The sequence below is a fragment of the Streptomyces sp. P6-2-1 genome (genome assembly GCF_050613165.1).
In the GTDB taxonomy this organism is placed as follows: domain Bacteria; phylum Actinomycetota; class Actinomycetes; order Streptomycetales; family Streptomycetaceae; genus Streptomyces.
This window is the reverse complement of sequence record NZ_CP192513.1, coordinates 6,062,773-6,084,378: the sequence shown is the minus strand read 5'-3', so window position 1 is coordinate 6,084,378 and position 21,606 is coordinate 6,062,773. Positions and strand designations below refer to the sequence as shown.

Sequence of the window (21,606 nt, the reverse complement as noted above, 5' to 3'; positions counted from 1 at the left end):
GCGAGTCGGGTCGCGTACGTCGGGTGCCGGGTCGCGTACGTCCCGTGTCGTACGGCGCGGGAGAGCCGGGACCCTCGCGCCACCCGCCGGGAGGAGCGGAGATCGTCGCGAACCGCGGAATCCCGGGCTCCGCCGCTCCCTCGCAGGTCGGGCGGTACGGGGGCGCGCGAGGCCCGCGAAGCGGCGCGACACGCGCTCCGGCGCGTTTGTGAAAACTTTCACCCACCCCCTTGGCGGCCCGCCGCCCATCGTGCTGAGATGCACGTCACAGCTCACCGGCGCGCGTGATGTGAGGAGGGGACTGTGGCGGACACCGCCATGCCTTGGTCCGTATCGACGTCGAAGCCGGGACCTGCGGGGGAGACGGAAGTGTTCGACCGGTCGGTGTGGCGGCTGCGGGCACGCGGTTGCTGGACCGAGGCGGCCGCCCTGCTCACCCCGCTCCCCGGAGCGGAAGCCGCACTGCGACGCAGCGAACTCCTCGCGGAGCGCTGCCTGTACACGGGCGAGGGCTGGGCGGAGGCGGAGGACGCGCTGCGCGCCGCCGAGGCGCTCGCACACAGCGACGACGAACGCGGCACGGCCGCCTGTGAACGCGGCCACCTCGCCTACCTCGCCACCTCGCTCGGGATCAGGGACCGTGCCGACGAGGCGAGTTCGGCCCTCGGCAGGGCGGCGGCCCTCCTCGCTCCCGGCTCGCCCCACCGGCCGCTCCTCGACTACCGGCGCGGCCTCATCGCCGAGCACCTCGCCCATGCACCGCAGCCCGCCCGCGCGGCCTACCGCCGCGCGCACGCGGGCGCGACGGCTCACGGTGACCGCTTCCTCCTCGCCCGCACGTGGTACCGCCTCGCCGAACTCGCCCTGCGCGAGGGCGAGGTGGCCGAGGCCAGACACGGCTTCACACAGAGCCTGGCGCTGCGCGAGACCCTGGGCGACCTCGTCGGCACAGCCCCTACCCTGGCGGCGCTCGCCGAGACGAGCCCCGACCCGGAGGCGGAGCGGCTCAGGACGGAGGCGCGACGGCTGTGGCGGCTGCTGGGCGGGGTGCCGAGGCTGCTGGAGGGGCGGCTGGGGGTGGAGTGACGAGGGGGAGGGCGCCGGGACGAGGGGGGAGGGGCGGGGCGACGGGCGGGGCGACGGGCGGGGGCCCGGGGGCTTGGGGGCCCGAACAAGGGCGCAGGGAGACGGGCGGGGGGACGGGGACCTTGGGCCCCGGGGACCCGAGCGGAGGTGCGGGGACGGGGCCCCGTGGACAGGGACCCGGGCTCGGGTGCGGGGACGCCGGGCGGGGCGCGGGGACGGGGAAGCCCGGGCGGGGTGCGCGGACGGTGGCCAGGTGAACGGGTCGAGGGAGGACAGGGAGGCGCCGAAGGTAAGGGGCGCCAGAGGGCCGGGCGCCGAAGGTAAGGGGCGCCAGAGGGCCGGGCCGTGCCTCCGGGGAAGGCAGCGTCAGCGACCGCGCACGATGCCCCTGGACAGCCCCCACCCGCCCTGGGGGGCGACCCCAACACCATTCTTTCGCACCCCGCCACCCCCCGAGCACCAACGTCGCGAATCTGTGGATAACTCAGGCTTCCCCACGTACGCACACACTCGTTCCGGGGAGATCCGGACGCCAAAGTTGACAGAGCCGACACGAGCGAGTGACCGGGTGAGCGCTCACTCACCTCGCGGAGACACCTGCCGGACCGCTCCGCCTCAGCCCTGCACGCCCAGATGGCTTCGCAGCACCGTCGCGAGTGTCGCCGTGTCGGCTCGTTCGATGGCGTCCAGGAGCATCCCGTGCTGCGCCGCCTCCTCGGCCCAGGACTGCGGGCTGCGGGCACGGGGACTGCCCGCCCTGCGGTGGAGAGTGTCGGCGACGTTCGTGAGCTGAGGATTTCCGTGCAGCCCGAGCAGCGCCCGGTGGAAGGCACGGTCCGCCTCGCCGTAACCGCCGCGGTCGCCCGTGCGGGCCAGGTCCCTCGTCCGCTCGGCGAGCGGGCGCAGTTCCCGGGGCAGCGCGGGCAGCGTGGCGGCGAGCCGGGTGAGGACGGGCAACTCGATCAGGAACAGCACCTCGGCAAGCCCCGCGGCCTCGTCGGCGGTACGGGCCAGGACGCGAAAGCCCCGGTTGGGCACCGTCTCGACGGCTCCCTCGGCGGCGAGCCGCTGCATCGCCTCGCGTACCGGCGTCGCCGAGACCCCGTACCGCTCCCCCAGTGCGGGCGCCGAGTAGACCCGCCCCGGTTCCAGCTCACCGGAGTCGAGCGCGGCCCGCAGCGCTTCGAGCACTTGGCCCCGCACCGAGGAGCGGCGCAGCGGGGTACGGACATGGCCCGGGTGGTCCTGCGCCCGGGCCAGGTCGTGCGCCGGGTCGGCGGGATGCGCGGGACCGGAAGGACGCGCGGCCCCCGAAAGGTACGCGTCCCTGCCAGAGGCCCCGGACGCGGCGGACACATCGGCTTCACCAGCCCCACCGAACCCACCAGCCGCACCAGCCGCACCAGCCGCACCGAACCCGCCGGCCGCACCGGAGTCACCGGCCGCCCCGGACCCGCCAGCCGCACCGGAGTCACCGGCCGCCCCGGACCCGCCAGCCGCGACAGACCCGCCGGCCACACCGGCGGCCCCCACCCCGCCGCCGGCCTCCCGCGCCCCGCTCCCCCTCCGCACGCCACGCCCGCGCGCGCCTCCCGGACCGTCTTCACCCGGACGGCGGGGTGGGGGGACGCGATCCTCGGCCCGGGTCGCCGGGTGCGGGCCTCGGGGGGCCGGTTCGCGTTCCACGTCGCCTTCCTCCGTACCGCTGGGGTGTGCGTGCTCGGGGCGTGCGGGCTTCGCGCGCCACGAGCACGATAGAGGGCGAGGCCCCCGGTTCCCATCCCGATCACTTCCGGTAAGGTAAGGCTTACCTGTAGATTCCGGCTGTTTCGACGTGCGATTCGGTGGTCCGCGCATGCTGCACTCCCCTCAGCTCTCCGCCCTCCCGGTGCCGGCGACGGCCGCTTCGCCGGTCGGCGCCGCGTGGGAGCGGCTGGCTCAGGTCTTCCCCGAGCTGCGCGTGACGGAGCTGGCGGCGGACGAGCCCCGCCCCGCCGGGGGCGACTGGGTGAGCGCGGCGGGACTCGCGGCGGCGGGCGCCGAACTGGACGCGTACCTGCGCTGGGACCACGAGCAGATCGAGCGCGACTACGGGCGCACGCCACGTCCCGACGTCGTCGCGAGCTTCGGTTTCCACCGGTACGCGTGGCCCGCCTGCCTGCTCATCACGCTGCCGTGGCTCCTGCTGCGCCGCGTGCCGCGCTACGGCGCCGGCGATGTGTACTTCGACCGCCCGCGCTACCGCATGGCGGTCCGCTCCGTACCCTTCGCCTGCCTGCCCGACGACCCCGAGGCCGGGCACCCGCTCGCGGTTGTCGTGGCGGACGAGGACGCGCTGCGTGCCGCGGTACGGGACGCGGTGGCCGCCCATCTGGGGCCGCTGCTCGACGGGATCGGCCCGCGCATGCGCCGCAGGGGCCGGGCGTTGTGGGGCATGGTCACGGACGAGATCGTCGAGGGCCTCGCCTACATGGGGGAACTGCTCGGCGAGGAGGTGCGCGCCACCGCGGAGCTGGAGGCGCTGCTGCCCGGCACGACGAAGCCGTACGTCGGCACCCCGGGCTTCCGCGAGCTGACCGGGCCCGACGGTGAGGCGCTGCCGACGAGGGACCGGGTGAGCTGCTGCCTGTCGTACACGCTGGGCGCCGAGGAGATCTGCGGGACCTGCCCCCGCCTGTGCGACGCCGAGCGCGTCGCACGCCTCAGCGCCGAGCGGCTCGCCGCGGACGAGGCCGCGACCGCGGCCTGAGCACGGGCCCACAGCCACCACCTTTGGCACGGGCCCATACCCACCACCTTTGGCACGGGCCCACAACCACCACCTTTGGCACGGGCCCGCAGGCACCACCTGAGCACGGCCCGGCAGACACCACCTGAGACCTGAGCACGAGCCCGCGAGCACCGCCTGGGTACGGACCGGGATCGCCCCGCAGTACGGTCGGCGCGGAGCGCCCCGCCCCGCGAAGTCCCCCCCGGACAATCGCCCCCGAGCCAGCCCCCGGCCCCCCGCCCCGCGACGCCCGCGCTCTCTCCCGTCCGGTGCGCCCACCCGCGCCCCCTCGTTCGCGCCCCGTCGCATTCGCATCGACGCGCCGCGCCGCGCACGACCCGTGCACGACCCCCGGACGCGCCACCCCGTTACCCCGTCAATCCCCGTTTCACACCAGCGATTTCCGGCCTCGCCCCCGCCTCTTCCGTCCCTGCCGGAACACGGCGCTCAGGACTCGCCTCGGGCGCCCGCGTTCCCCTGTGCAACCATTTCACACCCACTCCCCCTTACGAGTATTCTGTCTCGCACGGAACTCCCTGTCTTCGCGCAAGAGTTCGAGCAGGTCGACGCTATCCGGTGCCCGGTACCCCTCGTTGGCGTCCAGTTGCCCGGAAACCACCTGACGGCCCTTCGGCATGCGCCACGATGGCGCCCGAAAGGCCCTACCGACGCAAGGGACCCCCCTGATGAGAATGACCGACATATCGCTGGACTGGCTCGTACCCGGCGCCGTATTGCTCCTGGGCATGCTGGTGGCGGTTGCGGTGCTCACCCGCGGCAAGCGGGCCGGGGCGAAAGCGGCGGCGGCCGAGGACTCCTGGGAGCGCAGCGAGGAGCGCCGCCGCCGCAAGGAAGCGGTCTACGGCAGCGCCTCCTACGTCCTCCTCTTCTGCTGCGCGGCCGTTGCCGCCGCGCTCTCCTTCCACGGCCTGGTCGGCTTCGGCCGGCAGAACCTCAGCCTCTCCGGAGGCTGGGAATACCTGGTGCCCTTCGGCCTGGACGGTGCGGCGATGTTCTGCTCCGTGCTCGCCGTGCGTGAGGCGAGCCACGGCGACGCGGCGCTCGGTTCGCGGCTGCTCGTGTGGACCTTCGCGGGTGCGGCGGCCTGGTTCAACTGGGTGCACGCGCCGCGCGGCATGGGTCACGCGGGTGCCCCGCAGTTCTTCTCCGGGATGTCGCTCTCGGCCGCCGTGCTCTTCGACCGCGCCCTCAAGCAGACCCGTCGCGCCGCGCTGCGCGAGCAGGGCCTGGTACCGAGGCCGCTGCCGCAGATCCGCATCGTGCGCTGGCTGCGCGCCCCGCGCGAGACCTTCGGCGCCTGGTCGCTCATGCTCCTGGAGAACGTGCGCAGCCTCGACGAGGCGGTCGAGGAGGTGCGCGAGGACAAGCGCCAGAAGCAGGTGGGCCGTCAGCGCGACCGTGAACAGGCTCGTCTGAAGAAGGCTCAGCTCAGGGCGATCAGCCGCAGCACGCGCGGCTGGGGCGGGCGTGGGGGCGGCCGGCAGGTCGACGTGCAGCAGGCGATGGCGAGCATGGGTCAGGCCGACGCGGACCCCGCCATAGCGGAAAGCGAGCAACTGCCTTCCGGGCGGCCCTCCTTGCAGGCCATCACCGCGAAGACTGACGCGACGTCCTCCCCGGAGGAGCCTGCCAAAGGAGCCGTTGTCGACCTGACGGCCGAGGACGACACCCAGGCCCTCCCCCGGCTCGACAACCTGGAGCGCAAACTGAAGGAGATGGAGCAGCAGTTCGGCTGAGCCGCCACCGCGCTCGGGCTCTCCTCACAGGGCGGCCCGCACCCTCGCCGGGTGCGGGCCGCCCTGTGCCATGCCCCCGGAATCGCTCACTCCCCCACCATCCCCGTCTCCAGCTCGAACCACACCGCCTTGCCCGCCCCCACCGCCCTGACCCCCCACGCGTCCGCGAGGCTCTGGACGAGGCCGAGGCCGCGGCCGCCCGTGTGCTCCTCGGGGACGGCGGTACGGGCCCGGGGCGTCCCCTTCGCCTGGTCGCGCACCTCGACGCGGAGCCGCCCGCGCCGCACGACGGCGGTGAGGACGGCGTCGTCGGCGGTGTGCACGAGGGCGTTGGTGACGAGTTCGCTCGTGAGCAGCTCGGCGGTGTCGGCGCAGGAGGCGCCCTCACCGTGCCTGTCGAGGAGTTCGCGCAGTGCGTGCCGTGCCTCGCCGACCGCGCGCAGATCGGCGCGCGCGAGTTTTCTCGTGAGGCGGTGCCCGCGCGGCGGGCGGCGCGGGAGCACCCGCCGGGCGCTCGCCCCCCGCCCCGGCTGTCCGCGCCGCTCCGTCCTGTGCCCGTCCATGTACGGCTCCACCCCCGTGACGGACCACTCCGCCTGTCGGCCCCGGCCCGGCACGCTTCCGGGCGCGGGGTCTGCGAACACCACCTCGACCACGCTGTCGACTCTTGTCACGAGCGTTCCTGTCCCGCGGCTCCGGTGACGAGCGCTCCGGTCACGAACGCGTATACGAGGACCATGCCCGCTTAGTCCGTACCTGACGCCTCCTCGGCGTGCCCGCGCCGAAACCCTGACGCACACGGCCGAAACCACGCGCCGGGGGCGCACGTGGCGGGCCGTGCGGGGCGTGCCCCGCGCCCGGCGGCTCAGGGGCGGGGCACGTTGCGGAGGTTGGAGCGGGCCATCTGGAGCATGCGCCCGACGCCGCCGTCGAGGACGACCTTGCTCGCCGAGAGCGCGAAGCCCGTGACCATGTCGGCGCTGATCTTCGGCGGGATGGAGAGCGCGTTGGGGTCCGTGACGACGTCGACGAGGGCCGGGCCCTTGTGCGCGAAGGCGTCACGCAGGGCGCCCTCCAGTTGCTTGGGCTTCTCGACCCGTACCCCGTAGGCACCTGCGGCGCGGGCGACGGCGGCGAAGTCCGGGTTCTTGTTGGTCGTCCCGAAGGACGGCAGCCCGGCCACGAGCATCTCCAGCTCGACCATCCCGAGGGCCGAGTTGTTGAAGAGGACCACCTTCACAGGGAGGTCGTACTGCACGAGGGTCAGGAAGTCGCCCATGAGCATCGAGAAGCCGCCGTCCCCGGACATCGAGACGACCTGCCGGTTCCGGTCGGTGAACTGCGCGCCGATCGCCTGCGGCAGCGCGTTGGCCATCGAGCCGTGCCGGAAGGAGCCGATGATGCGGCGGTGGCCGTTGGGGGTGATGTAGCGGGCGGCCCACACGTTGCACATGCCGGTGTCGACGGTGAAGACGGCGTCCTCGGCGGCGATCTCGTCGAGCACGGAAGCGACGTACTCGGGGTGGATCGGGGTGTGCTTCTCGACCTTGCGGGTGTACGCCTTGACGACGCCTTCGAGCGCGTCGGCGTGCTTCTTGAGCATCTTGTCGAGGAAGCGGCGGTTCTCCTTCGGCTTGACGCGCGGCAGCAGGCAGCGCAGCGTCTCGCGCACGTCGCCCCACACCGCGAGGTCGAGCTTGCAGCGGCGGCCGAGGTGCTCGGGGCGGATGTCGACCTGGACGATCTTGACGTCCTTGTCGGGCAGGAAGGGCGTGTAGGGGAAGTCCGTGCCGAGCAGGATCAGCAGGTCGCACTCGTTGGTGGCCTCGTAGCAGGCCCCGTAGCCGAGCAGTCCGCTCATGCCGACGTCGTACGGGTTGTCGTACTGGATGTACTCCTTGCCGCGCAGCGCGTGCCCGACCGGGGACTTGATCTTCCCCGCGAGTTCCATGACCTCGGCGTGCGCGCCCGCCGCGCCCGCGCCGCAGAAGAGGGTGACGCGGTGCGCCCCGTCGATGAGTGCGGCGAGCTTCTCGATCTCGTCGTCACCGGGGCGCACGGTGGGCTGCTCGGTGATCATCGCCTGCTCGGTGACGCGCTCGGGCGCGTCGTGCGAGGCGACATCGCCCGGGAGGGTGACGACGCCGACGCCGCCCTGGCCCACGGCGTGCTGGATCGCGCTCTGAAGGACGCGGGGCATCTGCGCCGCGTTGGAGATCATCTCGCTGTAGTGGCTGCACTCGGTGAAGAGCCGGTCGGGGTGGGTCTCCTGGAAGTAGCCGAGGCCGATCTCGCTGGAGGGGATGTGCGAGGCGAGGGCGAGCACGGGGGCCATCGAGCGGTGGGCGTCGTACAGGCCGTTGATGAGGTGCAGGTTGCCGGGGCCGCAGGAGCCGGCGCAGGCGGCGAGCTTCCCGGTGATCTGCGCCTCGGCGCCCGCGGCGAAGGCGGCGGTCTCCTCGTGACGGACGTGAATCCAGTCGATCGCGGAATTGCGGCGGATCGCGTCGACCACGGGGTTGAGGCTGTCCCCGACCACGCCGTACAGCCGCTGGACGCCCGCGCGGACGAGGACGTCGACGAACTGCTCGGCTACGTTCTGCTTGGCCATGACACTCGCACCCCTTCTGTGCTCCGTGGGTCCATGAAGTCACAGTGACCGCGATCGTGCCCGTCAAACCGGGGTGGCCAGGGCTCACCTCTCCCAGACGGCGGCGAGGGTGCGGTCGTCGGCGTAGCCCTTGACGCGGGTCTGGCTCGTGGCCAGGAAGGCGGCGAGCCCGGGGGGTTCGGGCGCGGACCACTCCTCGGCGAGGCGGCTGGCGAGCGGCGGGCTGCCGCGCAGTGGTTCGGCGAGGCCCGTGCCGCACAGCAGCAGCACATCGCCCGATCGGGCGATGGAGGCGCGGAAACGGAAGGGTTCGCGGCGCGGTTCCTCGACGGGGGCGTACGGGCTCGGTGGCCGCCCGATACCGGGGTCGAGGGTGAGCGCGCCGGCCTCGGGCCCGGAGCGGGGCTGTCCTTCGGCGGGGACCTCGGGCTCGATGTCGCGCAGTTCGCCGCCGCGCAGCCGGAAGAGCCCGCCTTCGCCCGCGCCGAAGAAGACGCGGGTGCGGCACTGGCCGTCGGTGGGCAGGAGCAGGCAGCGCAGGCTCGCGGTGTACTCCTCGGGGGCGAGCCCGCGTGCGGCCGCCGCGGCGCGCAGACGGCCCAGGGTGCGGTCGGTGAGGCGGTGCAGTCCCGACTTGAGGTCGCCGCGGCGCGCGGCGCGGATGTCGTCGCCGAGGCGGCGGTGGCTGCGGCCCACGGCGGCGCCGATCGACCGCACGGCCTCGGTCGCCGCGCGGTACGCCTCGGGACAGGCCCGCGCCCCGGTCGCCGCGGCGACGAGCACGATCCCCTCGTCGCCCGCCCCGAACCGCACCACGAGCAGCGCGTCCCTGCGCGCCTCGCCGCGGTACCGCGCCGAGTCCCCGCGCTGCGAGACCGCCCGCAGGGTACTGCCCCCGAACCGCCCCCCTTCGAGGACGGTGTCGGGCACGTAGGCGTCGAGCGCCGCCGGATCGCTCTCGGCGAGCGCGGTGGGCTCGGCCTCGTAGGTGGGAGGCCGGTCACCCACGTAGGGGACGGAGGCCGCGGGAGGCACGGGGGCCTCGGCGAGTTCGGCGTGCGCCGCCGGTTCGCGGGCGGCGCGCGAGGGCGCGGACGGGTCCCGCTGCTTCCCGGGCGGTACGGGGGCGGGGGCGGCGGGCGGCGGTACGGGGCTTCGGGGCGGCGCCGCCGGGGAGGAGGTGTCCTCCCGGGGAGCGGCGGCGGGGCGCGGCCACACGGGGGGACCGGGGGCGGGGCGGTACGGCAGGGGCGGTACGGGGGCTGCCGGGGCGCGGTCCGTGCGGGGCGTGGCGTCCTCGCCCGAGGCGGGGCCGTCCTCGCCCGGCTGGTCGGGGCGGGCAGGGGCGCGCTCCGCTGCCGCCGGACCGGGCGGCGACGGGGGAAGCGCGTGGCGTGGGACGCGGGGTGCGGGGCGCGGCGGAGCGGGCTCGTCCCGTACGGGCCCGGGCGGGCCCGCGTCGGCGCCGGTGGTCCCGGGCCACGGCGGCCCGCCCCGTACCGGCTCCGGCCCGTTCCGTACCGGCTCCGGCCCGTTCCGTACCGGCTCCGGCCGCGGTCCGTCCTGTGCCGGGCCGGGGGCTCGCGCCCCCGGGGCCTCTTCCGTGCCCTCGCGCGGCTCCGGCTCCGCGCCGGGCTCGGGCCGGTCCGCCGGTGTCGTCGTCCCTGCGATCCCGTACGCCGCGGGCGGCGGGCCGAAGCCCTCCGGTTCGGCGCGGTCCGCCGTCGTGTCCGCGCCGTCGGGAGCGGCCCGGTCCGAACCGTCGCGCGTGCTCTCCCGCGGCGCGGGTCGCTCGTCGGGGGTCCCCGCCCCGGCCACCGGTGTTCCCTTACCGCGGCGCGGTGCCGCTCCGGTCCACCCGGCGGGGGGCGGCGGGGGCGTGGGCTCGGTACCGCGCTCCGGGGAGGCGCCGAACCAGCCGGTGAAACCGTCGGGCGTCGCGGGCTTGTGGCGCGGGAGCCGCTGCGGAAGGGGCGGAGTCGGCTCGGTCTCCGGGGCGAGGGGGCGCCGCGGGAGAGGGGGGCTGTCCTCCGCCTCCGGAGGGAGGGGGCGGGCGCCCGGGACGTAGGGGCGGCCCAGGCGTTCGGCCGCGGGCCAGGGGGCGGCCGGTTCGGGAGGCGTGGGCGGGAACGCGCGTGACGCCGGGTCGCTCGGCCCGGAGGTCCCGGGCGGCGCGGGCGGTTCAGGGGGTGAGGGCGGCGCGGGCGGCTCAGGGGGTGAGGGGGGCGCGGGCGGCTCAGGGGGTGAGGGCGGCGGGGAGTCCTCGCGGGTGAGCTGTTCCTGCGGTGACCGCACGGTGTGGATCGCCGAGGCGAAGCGGTCGTCCAGCGTGTCCGCGGCGCGGTCGGGGCCCGTGTCCGGCGCCGATTCCTCGTACAGCTGGTCCCACCAGTCGTCCTCGCGCGCGTCCCCCTGTTGGCTCATGCCCTTATTGTCCACCGCGAGGACGGTACGAAAACGAGGCAAGGAGAAGTTACCGGCCGGTCCGGAGAGTTCACGCCGACCGGGCGGCCCTACCCCCCACGGGAGGACCGCCCGGCGGCGCGGGTGACCTCCGGCCCCGACGGGGGCGCCGTCACAGCCGTACCACGCCCTGACGGCGTGGAGTCACCCGGAGAAGTCCGGCCGCGGAAGAGGCTGCGACGCGCACCCCCCACGGATGCTCGATCGCCGACCTTTGGCCAAGACACGGTCACTGTGTCAGATCCGGCGCGGGGCGACGATGATAGAACCTGGCGGGTTTACGCCGTGGCCGGTTTCCGCCAGAAATCTGTGTGTGCCACGGCCGGGGAGGGGATACGGAAGATGCTGGGCGCGATCGGACTGGACGAGCCGCACGAGGCGGCGTACCGGGCACTCGTGGCGGAGGGCGCGGCCGAACTCGGCGCGCTCGCGCGGCGGCTCGGGCGGAGCGAGGCGGAGACACGGGCCGCGCTGCACACCCTGGAACGGCACGGGCTCGCCGCGCGCTCGTCGGCAGGCCCCGACCGCTGGGTCGCCGCCCCGCCGGGTGTCGCGCTCGGCGCGCTCCTCACGCAGCGGCGGCACGAGCTGGACCAGGCGGAACTCGCGGCGGCGTTGCTCGCCGAGGAGTACCGGGCGCGCGGCGAACGCACCCCCGCCCACGACCTCCTGGAGGTGGTGACGGGGACGAACGCCGTCGCGCAGCGCTTCCTCCAGCTCCAGCTGGGTGCCAAGGAATCGGTGCGGGCGCTCGTCACGGGGGCGCCGATGGCCGTGTCGGGGATGGAGAACGACGCCGAGGAGCAGGCCGCGGGGCGGGGCGTCGCCTATCGCGTGGTGATCGAGCGCGAGGTGCTGCACCTGCCCACGGGGCTCGTCGAGCTGTCGGCGGCACTGGGTCGTGAGGAGCGGGTACGGGTCGTGGACGAGGTGCCGACGAAGCTCGTCCTCGCCGACGACACGCTCGCGATGGTGCCGCTCACCTCGCGCGCGCCGGAACCGGCCGCGCTCGTCGTGCACGCGAGCGGGTTGCTCGACGCGCTGAGCGGGCTCTTCGAGTCGGTGTGGCGCGAGGCGCTGCCGCTGCGGCTCGGGGCCTCGGCCGGGGAGGTCGACGAGGGCGGGGAACCGGAGCCGGACCGCACCGACCTGGAGGTGCTCTCGCTGCTGCTCGCGGGGATGACGGACGCGAGCGTGGCGAAGCAGCTCGATCTCGGCCTGCGGACCGTGCAGCGGAGGGTGAAGGGCCTGATGGAGCTGACGGGGTCGACGACGCGGTTGCAGCTGGGGTGGCACGCGTACGAAAGGGGCTGGGTGGCGCGGTGAGCCCGCGCGGGGGCGGGCCTCGCGGGGCTCGCGGGAGCGGGCCTCGCCGGGCCTCGCGGGAGCGGGCCTCGCGGGTCTCGCGGGCCTCGCGGGCCTCGCGGGCCTCGCGGGCCTCGCGGGCCTCGCGGGCCTCGCGGGGCTCCCCGCCCCTGACCGTTGCCCCGTTCCCCAGGACTCCGGACCCCGCTCCTCGTAGGCCCGAGGGTCGGGGTCCGCTTCCTTCTCAGGCTTCGGAGGGCCTGGGTCGTGGCGGGAGGGGATTCCCTGTGGCTGCCAGGAGGGCGCGGTGGGCCGGTGTGGTCGCCTGGGCGAAGCGGCCTCTTGCGAGTTGGGAGAGGACCGCCGTCACCGTGTCGGGGGGCAGGGCCGGGGCCGCCGCCGCGAAGTGTCGGACGAAGGTGTCGAGGGCGGGGGCCAGCTGTTCGGGGGGCAGGGGCTGGAGGAGGGGCGGGATCTCCTCGTAGGGGACGGGACGGTCCGTGAGCAGCGAGACCACGGCGTGGGCGGCGGAGTGGCGCGGGTCCTGGCCGCCCTCCGTCTCGAAGAGGGCCGGGAGGCGTTCGGCGAGCGGGGCGAGGGCGTGGAGCGCGCGGGCGAGGGCGGGCTCGTGGCGCACGCGCGCGTCCCTGGCCAGGTCCGCGAGCTGGTCCCGCAGGGGGCGGGCCTCCGGGCGGCTCCGGGCGGGGAGTTCCCAGGGCGAGGGCACGGCGTCGGGAGGCCCGCCGAGCCGCAGGTCGGGGCTCCGGGGGTGCGGAGCGGGGTGTATGTGGCGGGACAGCGCGGCCCACGAGGTCTCCGTGAGACACGCCTGCCACAGCCGTGCGCAGGCGCGCCAGCGGCCCACGGGGTCCGCCGTGCCGAGGAGCGCGGAGGCCGTGATGCCGGGGCGCAGCCGTACCGCGAGCAGGGCGAGGTTGGCGGTGTAGGTGGCGACGCGGCGCGGGGGCTGAAGGCGCCCGGGGACTCCTGCGAGGCTCGCGCGCAGGTGGGCGCCGAGGTGGTGGGCGAGCGCCGCCGGGTCGGCCGGGCGCACGAGTTCGGCGACGGCGGCGAGGACTTCGGGGTGGTCGCCGAGCGGGACGTGGGCGAGGAGGGGCCGCAGGCGCGTGTCCTCGCCTCGCCCTGCGAGGGCCCGCAGCTCCGTGGCGAGGAGCCGCGCGAGAAGGAACTCGCCGAACGTGGCGTGCAGGAACTCGTACGACTGGTCCTCCTCGCCCGCGCCCTCGGGCCGTGCGGCGCGCACGAAGAAGAAGCGGCCGAAGAGCAGCGGTCCGCCCGGCACGGGAGCGGGAGCCGCGCCCGTGGGGGCGTCCGGCGCGCCCGGGGAACCGCCGGGCGCGCCCGTGCCGGTCTCCGGTCCCGGATACGCGCCGAGGTCGGCGATCGCCTCGCGGGCGGTGAGCGACCTGCGGTGGCGGCGGAACATGCCGAGCGCGAGGACGGAGAGGCGCAGGAACTCCTCTTCCACCGCCGCCACGTGCTCGGCCTCGGGGAGCGGGCCACCTTGTTTGGCGAGTTGTCGGCGGATGAACGCGGTGAGCAGCCGCTCATAGAGTTCGAGCCGCCCGAAACCGGCCCCCGCGGCCGCCCGCAGCGCGTTGTCCGACGCGTCGTAGAGCGCGAGCATCAGCAGCAGGAGCGGCTGGCAGGCGAGTTCGCCGTACGAGCGCAGCAACTCCGCCGCGAGTGGCTGGACTTCACGTGCGGCGAACCAGCGCCTGTTGCGCGCGTTCCAGGCGGCGACCCACTCCCTTATCCGCGCGTCGTCGAAGGGTTCCAGGTGGATCACCGTGCCGCGGCGCGGGCTGAGCATGCGTGCGGCGGCGAGAGTGCGGCTCGTGACGACGACGAGCGTGGGGCGTCCCGCCAGTGTTTCCGCGCTCTGGAACTCCTCCACCTCGGCCAGGAGCCGGCGCCCCTCGTCGGGCTCGGGACGGCCGGCGAGGGCCTGGAGCAGTTCGTCCAGTCCGTCGAGGAGGAGCACGCGCGGCAGGGCTTCGGTTGCGGAGGAGCGCGCGGGTGCGGTGCGCTGGAGTTCGGCGGCGAGGTGCGCGGCGAGGCCGCCGCCCGCGGGGGCGTGCCGCAACTCCACTCGCAGGCAGGTGAATTCGGTGGGCGGGAGACGGGCGGTGAGCAACCGGGTCAGGAGGGACTTGCCCGCGCCCGGGTGGCCGAGGACGAGGAGGGGGGCACGGCCCGCGTCGTCGGTGAGGAAGTGGGCGGCGAGGAAGCCGGCGAGGTCGTCGCGCGGGGGTCTCGTGCGCCACCAGCTCTCGCGGGCGAGGTCCCCCGGACGTGCGCCCTCGCCGGCGAGGCGGTAGGCGGGATCGAGGTAGCCGTCCCGCAGGCTCGGCGGGACCGGCCCCGCGTCCTCGGCGACGGCGAGCGGTTCGCGCAGGAGCCGGTGGGCAGGGGGGGTCTGCCCGGCGAACTCGTCGAGCTTTGCGGCGAGTTCGCTCAGTCCACGCGGTACGGGCCGGGGGGCCGGGTCGAGCGCTTCGGGCGGGTCGTCGGGCGCGGAGGTGAGCCGGAGTTCGGGGCACTCGTGGACGGCGTCGGAGAGCAGCGCCTCATAACGGCGCCAGGCCCGCCGTACCAGATCGGCGGTCTTGTCGTACGGCGGGTCGACCGCGCCGTACACGAGATCGGCGGCCGAGGAGTAGGCGCGGAGGACGTCCTCCCGGATGTCGGCGGGCGCGCGGACCCGGGTGGAGCCGAGCGGGAAGCGGGTCAGCTCGGTGACGACGTCCCCGTCGAAGTCGGCGTACGTGGCGGCGGGTTCGAGTCCGTGATGAAGGCCGGACGTGGCGACGGCCTCACAGAAGGCGGTCACGAGGATCACCCGGTCGGCCGCGCACAGCAGGGCGGTCCTGGTGGTGCCGTGGTGGGCGCGGACCCGGGCCGCGAAGCCCCGCAGCAGGTGCTCGGTGCCGACAGGGGCCGCGCCGCCGAGACGCAGCGGGGCAAGGAGTTCCTCGGCGATCCCTTCGAGCCCGGGGCGGCCGCCCACGAGGACGTCCACGGCCTCGGCGAAGTCCTCGGGAACGGCTTCCACCGGACGGAACGCGGGAGCGCTCGCCCTGCGTCGGCGCGGCGCCGGGCGCTCCCGCTCCCGCTCGGTGAGCGTCACCATCTGGTGGTGGAGCTGCCGCCAGAAGGCGGGATCGAAGGTGTGGTGGAGCGGTGGACGGCCCGCGCGGTGCGCGCGGCAGCACTCCAGGACACGCGCGACGGTCTCCCACTGCGGCGGCCGTCTGAGCCGCCCGTTGAGGAGCTGCGAGACGGCCGAGTCGCCGCGCCCGAGCGGTCCCGTGAGCGCGGTGTGCGGGAGCCCGCAGGCCGCGACGAGGCTCCCGAGCGTCCGGCAGAAGAACACGACAGGTACCGGGTAATCGGTGTCGTCCACGCCCGTCCTCCCCCGCCCGCCCCTTGCGGTCCCGTCCCGCGCGCACGGGGTTCCACGGCGCCCCCGAGCTGCCCGGCTCCCTTTCGTTGCAGGGTATTTCGGAATCGGGACGCTGACAGGAGGGCCTCGGCGACGCTGGGCCCGTGGCCGGGACACGGCACATGGCCGGGACGGGGGTTCGTGGTGGGCGTGATGGACGTGGTGCGCATGGTGTACGGGCTGGGCGGGACGCTCTGCGCGGGTGTCGTGCTGTGCGGGGTGGTGCTGCCGGCCGTGTGGTCGCGGCGGCCCTGGCGGCGGCGGGCGGCGCTGCGGGTGCTCGGGGTGCTGCGCGGGGCGGGCGGTGAGGATGGGGCGCCGGGCGCGGGGAGGGCCCGGTGAGGCGGTACGGGCGCCCCGGGGCGGGCGCGGGGTACTCCGTATGGGCCCCTCGGACGCATCCGGACTGCGCGGGCGGGCGCGGGCGCGCAGGGTGGGGCCATGAGTGTGTGGGAGGTCCTGATCGTCGCGCTCGTCCTGCTGCTCGGCCTCGTCGGAGTCCTGGTGCCGGGCGTGCCGGGCCCCTGGCTGGTGTGGGCGGCGATCCTGTGGTGGGCGCTCCAGTCCCCCCGGCCGCTGTCGTGGGGAATCCTGGTCGGCTCCACCGTGGTGCTGCTGCTGGGCAACCTCGTGCGCTGGCTGCTGCCGAAGCGGCGGGCACGGGGCGCGGGGGCCAACCGGCGGATGATGGTGTGGGCCGGGGTCGGCGCGGTGCTCGGCTTCGTCGTCGTACCGGTCGTGGGCGCGTTCCCCGGCTACGTGGGGGGCATGTACCTCGCCGAGCGGCTCAGGCTCGGCAGCCACGGCGACGCGGCGGCGTCGACCCGTACGGTGATGCGGGCCAGGGGCACCGGCGTGCTCGTCGAACTCTTCAGCTGCCTGCTCATCGCGGCGGCGTGGACGGGCGCGGAGGTGTGGGGCTGAGCCGGGGGAGCTGAGCGACGCGGTCCGAAGCGACGCGGCCCGAAGCGACGCGGCCCGAAGCGACGCGGCCCGAAGCGACGCGGCCCGAAGCGACGCGGCCCGAAGCGACGCGGCCCGAAGCGACGCCGCTTGGGGCGGTGGCGAGTCGCGCCCCTCACTCCTCCCCCGGGAAGCGTGCGAGCGGGGCCTCCCGTGTGAAGAAGGTCTTGGCCTCCTTCAGGGCGCGGGCGTCGGTGAGGACGTCGCCGGGGCGGGAGCCGTTGCCGAGGAGGACGCCGCCGAAGCGCATCCGCAGGAAGGCGGCGGAGAGGCGGAGGGTGCCGACGAGGGGCTCGGCGACCGCGTGGTTCTCGTCGGCCATCGCGGTGACGCCCCACAGCGTGCGGCCCGCCATCTTCTCGCGGAAGGCGGGGTCGGGGGTGCGCAGCCACGTGGACCAGTGGTCGAGGTAGGTCTTCGCGTACGAGGAGAGCGCGTACCAGTACAGCGGCGAGACGACGACGAGGTCGGTGGCCGCGAGGGTGGCCTCATGGAGCAGGGCCTCGTCTCCGGTGACGGGGGTGTGTCCCCCAGGCGCGTGACGGCCGTCCACGAAGGCGGGGAGCGAGAGCGCGGAGAGGTCGATCCAGCGGCGGGAGTACGCCGCGGGAAGCTGCGCGGCCGCGGCCTCGGCGAGGAGGCGGGAATTGCCCTCGGGGCGGGAACTGGCGAGGAGGAAGAGAAAGGAACGGGACATGAACGGCCCAACCCGGGGCGCCCCGGGGCTATTCCGGCGGGAGCGGGACAGGGAGCCGGGACAGGGAGCCGGTGCCGGGAGCCCAGGCCGGCGCCCGCCGCCGAGGCCGGGTGCCGGGAGCCGAGGCCGGGGTCAGGAGCCGGTACGGGCGTGGGCGGGGGCCCGGTATCCCCCGGAGCCCCCGCTCCCGCCTCACCTCGCCCCGCCCCGCGTCACCTCACGGCGCCGCCCCGCCCCGCCTCGCCCCCCGTTCCGCCCCGCCCCGCCTCAGCGGCGCCCCTTCCGCCCCCGCTCCGGGACGGTCCCGTACCGCTTGAGGTCCATCGCCGCCCGGCCCTCGGCGCCGCGCTTCTTCCACTCGCGGCGCTGAGCCGCGCGCAGGAAGGCGTCGGCCTTCGCCTCGATACGGGTGTTCTCACGCCGGAGCTTGCGGTAGCTGTCGAGCCTGCGCCGCGGGAGTGCGCCGCTCTCGACGGCCTCGCGGACGGCGCAGCCCGGCTCGCTCTCGTGGGCGCAGTCGAGGAAACGGCAGCCGGTGGCGTACTCCTCGATCTCGGCGAAGACCTGGCCGACGCCGTGTCCGGCGTCCCACAGGCCCACGCCGCGCAGTCCGGGCGTGTCGATGAGGACGCCCCCGGCGGGGAGCGGGATCAGGTTGCGGGTCGTGGTGGTGTGCCGCCCCTTGCCGTCCTGGTCGCGCACGGTCCGGACCCGCATGTGCGGGGCCTCGGCGAGGGCGTTGGCGAGTGTGGACTTGCCCGCGCCCGAGCGGCCGAGGAGGACGGAGGTCCCCCCGGCGAGCAGCTGCCGGAGCCCGGGCACCCCCTCGCCGGTGTCACCGCTGACCGCGAGGACCTCGACGCCCGGAGCGGCCGACGCGGCGTCGGCGAGGAGGTGCGAGCGGGTCTCGGGGGCGGGCACGAGGTCGGCCTTGGTGAGGACGAGCACGGGGGTGGCCCCGGACTCCCAGCCGAGGGCCAGGAACCTCTCCACGCGGGAGAGTTCGAGTTCTTCGGCGAGGGAGATGGCGACGACGGCGAAGTCGACGTTGGCGGCGAGCACCTGTGCCTCGCTGCGCTTGGAGGAGGTGGACCGCAGGAAGGCGGTACGGCGCGGCAGCAACGTCCGTACGTACCGGGGGTCGGCGCCCGCCGGGTCGACGACGGCCCAGTCACCGGTGCAGACGACCTTCATCGGGTCCCTGGGCACGACGAACGCGGTGTCGGCGCGGACGCCGCCCTCGGCGGTGACGAGGTCGCACTGCCCCCGGTCGACCCGGACGACCCGCCCGAGGGCGAGCCCTTCGGCGGCGTACGGGGCGAAGGCCTCGCCCCACTCCTCGTCCCAGCCGTAGGGAGCGAGGGGGTGCGAGGACGTGGAGCGCTGAGGAGAGGAGAAAGACAAGGGGTGACCCTTCACAGGGGTGGCCCCGGCACCGCGCGCACGGGCGCGGCAAAGAACGCAGGTCAGCCGGCGGCCACAAAGGTGGACTTGACGAACTTCCGCATGCGGGCAACGCCCATCTCGACGACAGCCATCGGTCGCCACCTCCCTGATCGCACGGCCGGCAGCCGCGGCATCGTGTGCGCCGCGGCGGGAACGGACAGGACCCTAGCGACCCGCGCCGAGGACACGCCACCGCTTTTCGCGCGGGGCCGCCCCCGCGCGCGGCGCCGGGGAAGCGGCCCGTCCCGCGCCCGCGGCGCGTGTCCGCTCGCTCCGCCTCCCCTCGCACGGCGTATCCGCTCGCTCCGCCTCCCCTCGCACGGCGTATCCGCTCGCTCCGCCTCCCGCTCCCCCGCCTCGCCTCCTCAGGGCGTGCGAGGCCGGTGTGCGTCGTGGCCAGGGCCCACCGTCGTGGCGAAGCGCAGCCGCTGGCCCGGGCGGGCCTGCGCCGCGCGGTCCACGTCGGCGCGCGTCACGACGGCGATCACCGGGTAGCCGCCGGTGACCGGGTGGTCGGCGAGGAAGAGGACGGGGCGGCCCGAAGGGGGCACCTGGAGGGCACCCGCGACCATGCCCTCGCTGGGCAACTCCCCCGTGTCGGCGGCCCGTTCCAGCTCGGGGCCCGAGAGGCGCATCCCGACCCTGTCGCTCTGCGCGCCGACCTCCCACACGCTCTCCAGGAGCGCGGCGAGCGCCTCCCGCGTGAACCAGCCGGCGCGCGGCCCCGGTACGACCTGGAGCGTCAGTTCCCCTGCGGGCGGGTCGGGTACGGGCGCGAGGTCCACCTGCGGGTGCGCGGCGGGCGGGGGGCCCACGGGGAGCGCGGTGCCCGGGCTGAGCGGGTCGGGGCCGAGTCCGGAGAGGACGTCGGTGGCGCGCGAGCCGAGCACGGGACGCACCGCGAGCCCGCCCCGTACCGCGAGATACGTGCGCAGTCCGCTCGTCGGGCGGCCCAGGCGCAGGACCGCGCCTGCCGGGACCTCGACGGGCGCGTTGAAGGCGACGGGTGTGTCGTCGACCGTGACGGGGCACGGCGCGCCCGTGGCGGCGACGAGGAGCGGGCGCAGGGCACGGACGGCGAGGCCGCCGAGGGTCGCCTCGATGCCTGCCGCGTCCTCGGGGTTGGCGAGGAGACGGTTGGCGAGCGCGAAGGAGGCGCGGTCGGCGGCGCCCGAGCGGCCCACGCCGATGTGCGCGAGCCCGGGGCGGCCGAGGTCCTGGAGGGTCGCGAAGGGGCCGGTGGCGAGGACGTCGAGCGCGGCCTGGACGTCGGCGTCGGGCGCGGGCGGGCGGTTCGGGGGGTGGGGCGGCGTGGTCATCGGGCCTCCTCGAAGCGGACACGGACGCCGGGGCGCAGCAGCGCGGGGGGCTCGCGCTCGGGGTCCCAGACGGCGAGATCGGTACGGCCGATGAGCTGCCAGCCGCCGGGTGAGGAACGGGGGTAGACCCCGCTGTACTCGCCGGCGAGACCGACGGCCCCGGCGGGGACGCGGGTACGGGACTCGGTGCGGCGCGGCACGATCAGCTCGGTGGGACCCCCGGTGAGGTAGCCGAAGCCGGGCGCGAAGCCGCCGAAGGCGACGGTCCACTCGGCGCCCGTGTGCAGCGCGACGACCTCGCGCGGGCTCACGCCCGCGAGGTCGGCGACCTCGTCGAGGTCCTCGCCGTCGTAGACGACGGGCACGCGCACGAGCGGGCCGGGGGCCTCCTCGCCGCGCGCGGGCCGCACCGCGCGCACGGCGCGCTCGACGGCGGCGGGCTCGGCGCCGGGGCCGAACAGGAGCAGGACGGTGCGCGCGGCGGGCACGAGGTCGGCGACGCCGTCGGGCGGGTCGGCGGCGAGCGCGGTGTAGAGGGCGTGGGCGGCCTCGCGGTCGTCGAGTTCCACGAGGAGGCCGTGGTCGGCGCAGGGCAGGAAGAGCATGACGGGCATTCAACCCTTCACGAGCGGGCGGGTGTGGTACGTGGCGGGACGGGGCGCGGGCGTGGCGGGGGCGACGCCGAGCGATGCCGAGGGGACGGGCCGGGGGAGGGTACGGGGCCCGGAGAACAGCACGGGCCGGGGCGACGGTACGGGGCGGGGCGACGGTACGGGGCGGGGCGACGGTACGGGTCGGGGCGACGGTACGGGTCGGGGCGACGCCGCGGGCCAGGGGCGCGGCCGGGAGCGGGGACACGGGCCGGGCCCCCGCTCACCCCGTGAAGGCCCGTACCGTCACCCCTGCCGCGCTCAGCCGCTCCCGTACCGCCCGCGCGATGGCCACCGCTCCGGGGGTGTCGCCGTGGACGCACAGCGAGGCGGCGTCGAGGCGCAGGACGCTGCCGTCGCTCGCCTCGACCGGCTCGCCGCGCGCGAGGCGCAGGGCGCGCGCGGCGATCGCGTCGGCGTCGTGGAGGACGGCACCGGGGAGGCGGCGCGGCACGAGGGTCGCTCCGGGCGTGTAGGCGCGGTCCGCGAAGGCTTCGGGGACGGTCCGCAGACCGGCGTCGGCGGCGAGCCGGAGCCACGCGGAGCCGGGGAGGCCGAGGACGGCGAGCGCGGGGTCGTAGGCGCGGACCGCCGCGACGACGGCGGCGGCCTGCTCCTCGTGGTGGACGATCGCGTTGTAGAGCGCGCCGTGCGGTTTGACGTAGCGGACGGCGGAGCCCTCGACGCGGGCGATGCCGTCGACGGCGGCGATCTGGTAGAGGACGTCGTCGGTGAGTTCGGCGGGCGGTACGTCGATGAAGCGGCGGCCGAATCCGGCCAGATCGCGGTACGAGACCTGGGCGCCGATCGCGACGCCGTGCCGCGCGGCGCCCGCGCAGGCGCGGCGGATGACGCGCGGGTCGCCCGCGTGGAAGCCGCAGGCGACGTTGGCGCTCGTGACGAGGGGCAGCAGGGACTCGTCATCGCCGAGTTCCCAGTGGCCGAAGCTCTCGGCGAGGTCGGCGTTGAGGTCGATGACTACCGGGGGCACGGGGCTCCCTTCGGGCGGGGTGCGGGGGACGTGACGGCAAAGTACCGCGCGCGGAAGCGGGCGGAGCACCGCACACCCTTGG

The 21,606-nt window shown here is 75.5% G+C and carries 16 protein-coding genes; 6 read left to right on the top strand and 10 right to left on the bottom strand.

The window, feature by feature from the left end:
- Window positions 1-303 precede the first annotated feature (303 nt).
- Complete coding sequence (locus ACQYWQ_RS25645) at window positions 304-1,086, top strand: hypothetical protein (RefSeq protein WP_431037829.1); 783 nt, start codon at window positions 304-306, stop codon at window positions 1,084-1,086.
- 615 nt (window positions 1,087-1,701) lie between these two features.
- On the opposite strand, the gene ACQYWQ_RS25640 is transcribed toward ACQYWQ_RS25645, so the two are convergent.
- Window positions 1,702-2,442 carry a GntR family transcriptional regulator gene (locus ACQYWQ_RS25640; RefSeq protein ID WP_431037827.1) on the bottom strand — a complete coding sequence of 247 codons (741 nt, stop codon included), beginning with the start codon at window positions 2,440-2,442 and terminating at the stop codon, window positions 1,702-1,704.
- 499 nt (window positions 2,443-2,941) lie between these two features.
- Between ACQYWQ_RS25640 and ACQYWQ_RS25635 the strand changes: the two genes are divergently transcribed.
- On the top strand, window positions 2,942-3,835 hold the full coding sequence (locus tag ACQYWQ_RS25635; protein WP_431037826.1) for a (2Fe-2S)-binding protein: 894 nt from the start codon (window positions 2,942-2,944) through the stop codon (window positions 3,833-3,835).
- A 707-nt stretch (window positions 3,836-4,542) separates the two neighbouring features.
- Window positions 4,543-5,613, top strand: a complete 1,071-nt coding sequence (locus ACQYWQ_RS25630) for a DUF2637 domain-containing protein (protein WP_431037825.1) — start codon at window positions 4,543-4,545, stop codon at window positions 5,611-5,613.
- Window positions 5,614-5,699: 86 nt separating this feature from the next.
- Here ACQYWQ_RS25630 and ACQYWQ_RS25625 read toward each other — a convergent pair whose 3' ends face one another.
- The 3 genes from ACQYWQ_RS25625 to ACQYWQ_RS25615 all read right to left on the bottom strand — a co-directional run bounded on the left by ACQYWQ_RS25625 (window position 5,700) and on the right by ACQYWQ_RS25615 (window position 10,648).
- Window positions 5,700-6,176: an ATP-binding protein gene (locus ACQYWQ_RS25625; protein WP_431039344.1), complete on the bottom strand. Its 477-nt coding sequence runs from the start codon at window positions 6,174-6,176 to the stop codon at window positions 5,700-5,702.
- A gap of 302 nt (window positions 6,177-6,478) precedes the next feature.
- The gene (locus ACQYWQ_RS25620; protein WP_431037823.1) at window positions 6,479-8,224 is read right to left on the bottom strand and encodes a pyruvate dehydrogenase; all 1,746 of its coding nucleotides are present in this window, start codon (window positions 8,222-8,224) and stop codon (window positions 6,479-6,481) included.
- A gap of 84 nt (window positions 8,225-8,308) precedes the next feature.
- Complete coding sequence (locus tag ACQYWQ_RS25615) at window positions 8,309-10,648, bottom strand: protein phosphatase 2C domain-containing protein (protein ID WP_431037821.1); 2,340 nt, start codon at window positions 10,646-10,648, stop codon at window positions 8,309-8,311.
- Between the two features lie 381 nt (window positions 10,649-11,029).
- Here ACQYWQ_RS25615 and ACQYWQ_RS25610 point away from each other — a divergent pair, with 381 nt between their 5' ends.
- On the top strand, window positions 11,030-12,013 hold the full coding sequence (locus tag ACQYWQ_RS25610; protein ID WP_431037820.1) for a helix-turn-helix transcriptional regulator: 984 nt from the start codon (window positions 11,030-11,032) through the stop codon (window positions 12,011-12,013).
- Window positions 12,014-12,236: 223 nt separating this feature from the next.
- On the opposite strand, the gene ACQYWQ_RS25605 is transcribed toward ACQYWQ_RS25610, so the two are convergent.
- Window positions 12,237-15,419, bottom strand: a complete 3,183-nt coding sequence (locus ACQYWQ_RS25605; protein WP_431037818.1) for an NACHT domain-containing protein — start codon at window positions 15,417-15,419, stop codon at window positions 12,237-12,239.
- 192 nt (window positions 15,420-15,611) lie between these two features.
- On the opposite strand from ACQYWQ_RS25605, the gene ACQYWQ_RS25600 reads away from it, so the two are divergent.
- Both ACQYWQ_RS25600 and ACQYWQ_RS25595 read left to right on the top strand, forming a co-directional pair.
- Window positions 15,612-15,800, top strand: coding sequence for a hypothetical protein (locus tag ACQYWQ_RS25600; RefSeq protein WP_431037816.1), 189 nt, complete (start codon window positions 15,612-15,614; stop codon window positions 15,798-15,800).
- Window positions 15,801-15,899: 99 nt separating this feature from the next.
- Window positions 15,900-16,382, top strand: coding sequence for a DUF456 domain-containing protein (locus ACQYWQ_RS25595; protein ID WP_431037815.1), 483 nt, complete (start codon window positions 15,900-15,902; stop codon window positions 16,380-16,382).
- A gap of 154 nt (window positions 16,383-16,536) precedes the next feature.
- Here ACQYWQ_RS25595 and ACQYWQ_RS25590 read toward each other — a convergent pair whose 3' ends face one another.
- The 5 genes from ACQYWQ_RS25590 to ACQYWQ_RS25570 all read right to left on the bottom strand — a co-directional run bounded on the left by ACQYWQ_RS25590 (window position 16,537) and on the right by ACQYWQ_RS25570 (window position 21,524).
- Window positions 16,537-17,118 (bottom strand): NAD(P)H-dependent oxidoreductase, encoded by a 582-nt coding sequence (locus ACQYWQ_RS25590; protein WP_431037814.1) that lies wholly within the window; start codon window positions 17,116-17,118, stop codon window positions 16,537-16,539.
- A gap of 267 nt (window positions 17,119-17,385) precedes the next feature.
- A complete protein-coding gene (gene rsgA / locus ACQYWQ_RS25585) occupies window positions 17,386-18,522 on the bottom strand; it encodes a ribosome small subunit-dependent GTPase A (RefSeq protein ID WP_431037813.1) in 1,137 nt (378 codons plus the stop codon).
- Window positions 18,523-18,929: 407 nt separating this feature from the next.
- On the bottom strand, window positions 18,930-19,883 hold the full coding sequence (locus ACQYWQ_RS25580) for a biotin-dependent carboxyltransferase family protein (RefSeq protein ID WP_431037811.1): 954 nt from the start codon (window positions 19,881-19,883) through the stop codon (window positions 18,930-18,932).
- Complete coding sequence (pxpB, locus tag ACQYWQ_RS25575) at window positions 19,880-20,488, bottom strand: 5-oxoprolinase subunit PxpB (protein WP_431037810.1); 609 nt, start codon at window positions 20,486-20,488, stop codon at window positions 19,880-19,882. The genes ACQYWQ_RS25580 and pxpB overlap by 4 nt, the downstream gene beginning before the upstream one ends.
- Window positions 20,489-20,756: 268 nt before the next feature.
- Window positions 20,757-21,524: a LamB/YcsF family protein gene (locus ACQYWQ_RS25570; RefSeq protein ID WP_431037809.1), complete on the bottom strand. Its 768-nt coding sequence runs from the start codon at window positions 21,522-21,524 to the stop codon at window positions 20,757-20,759.
- Between the last annotated feature and the right edge of the window lie 82 nt (window positions 21,525-21,606).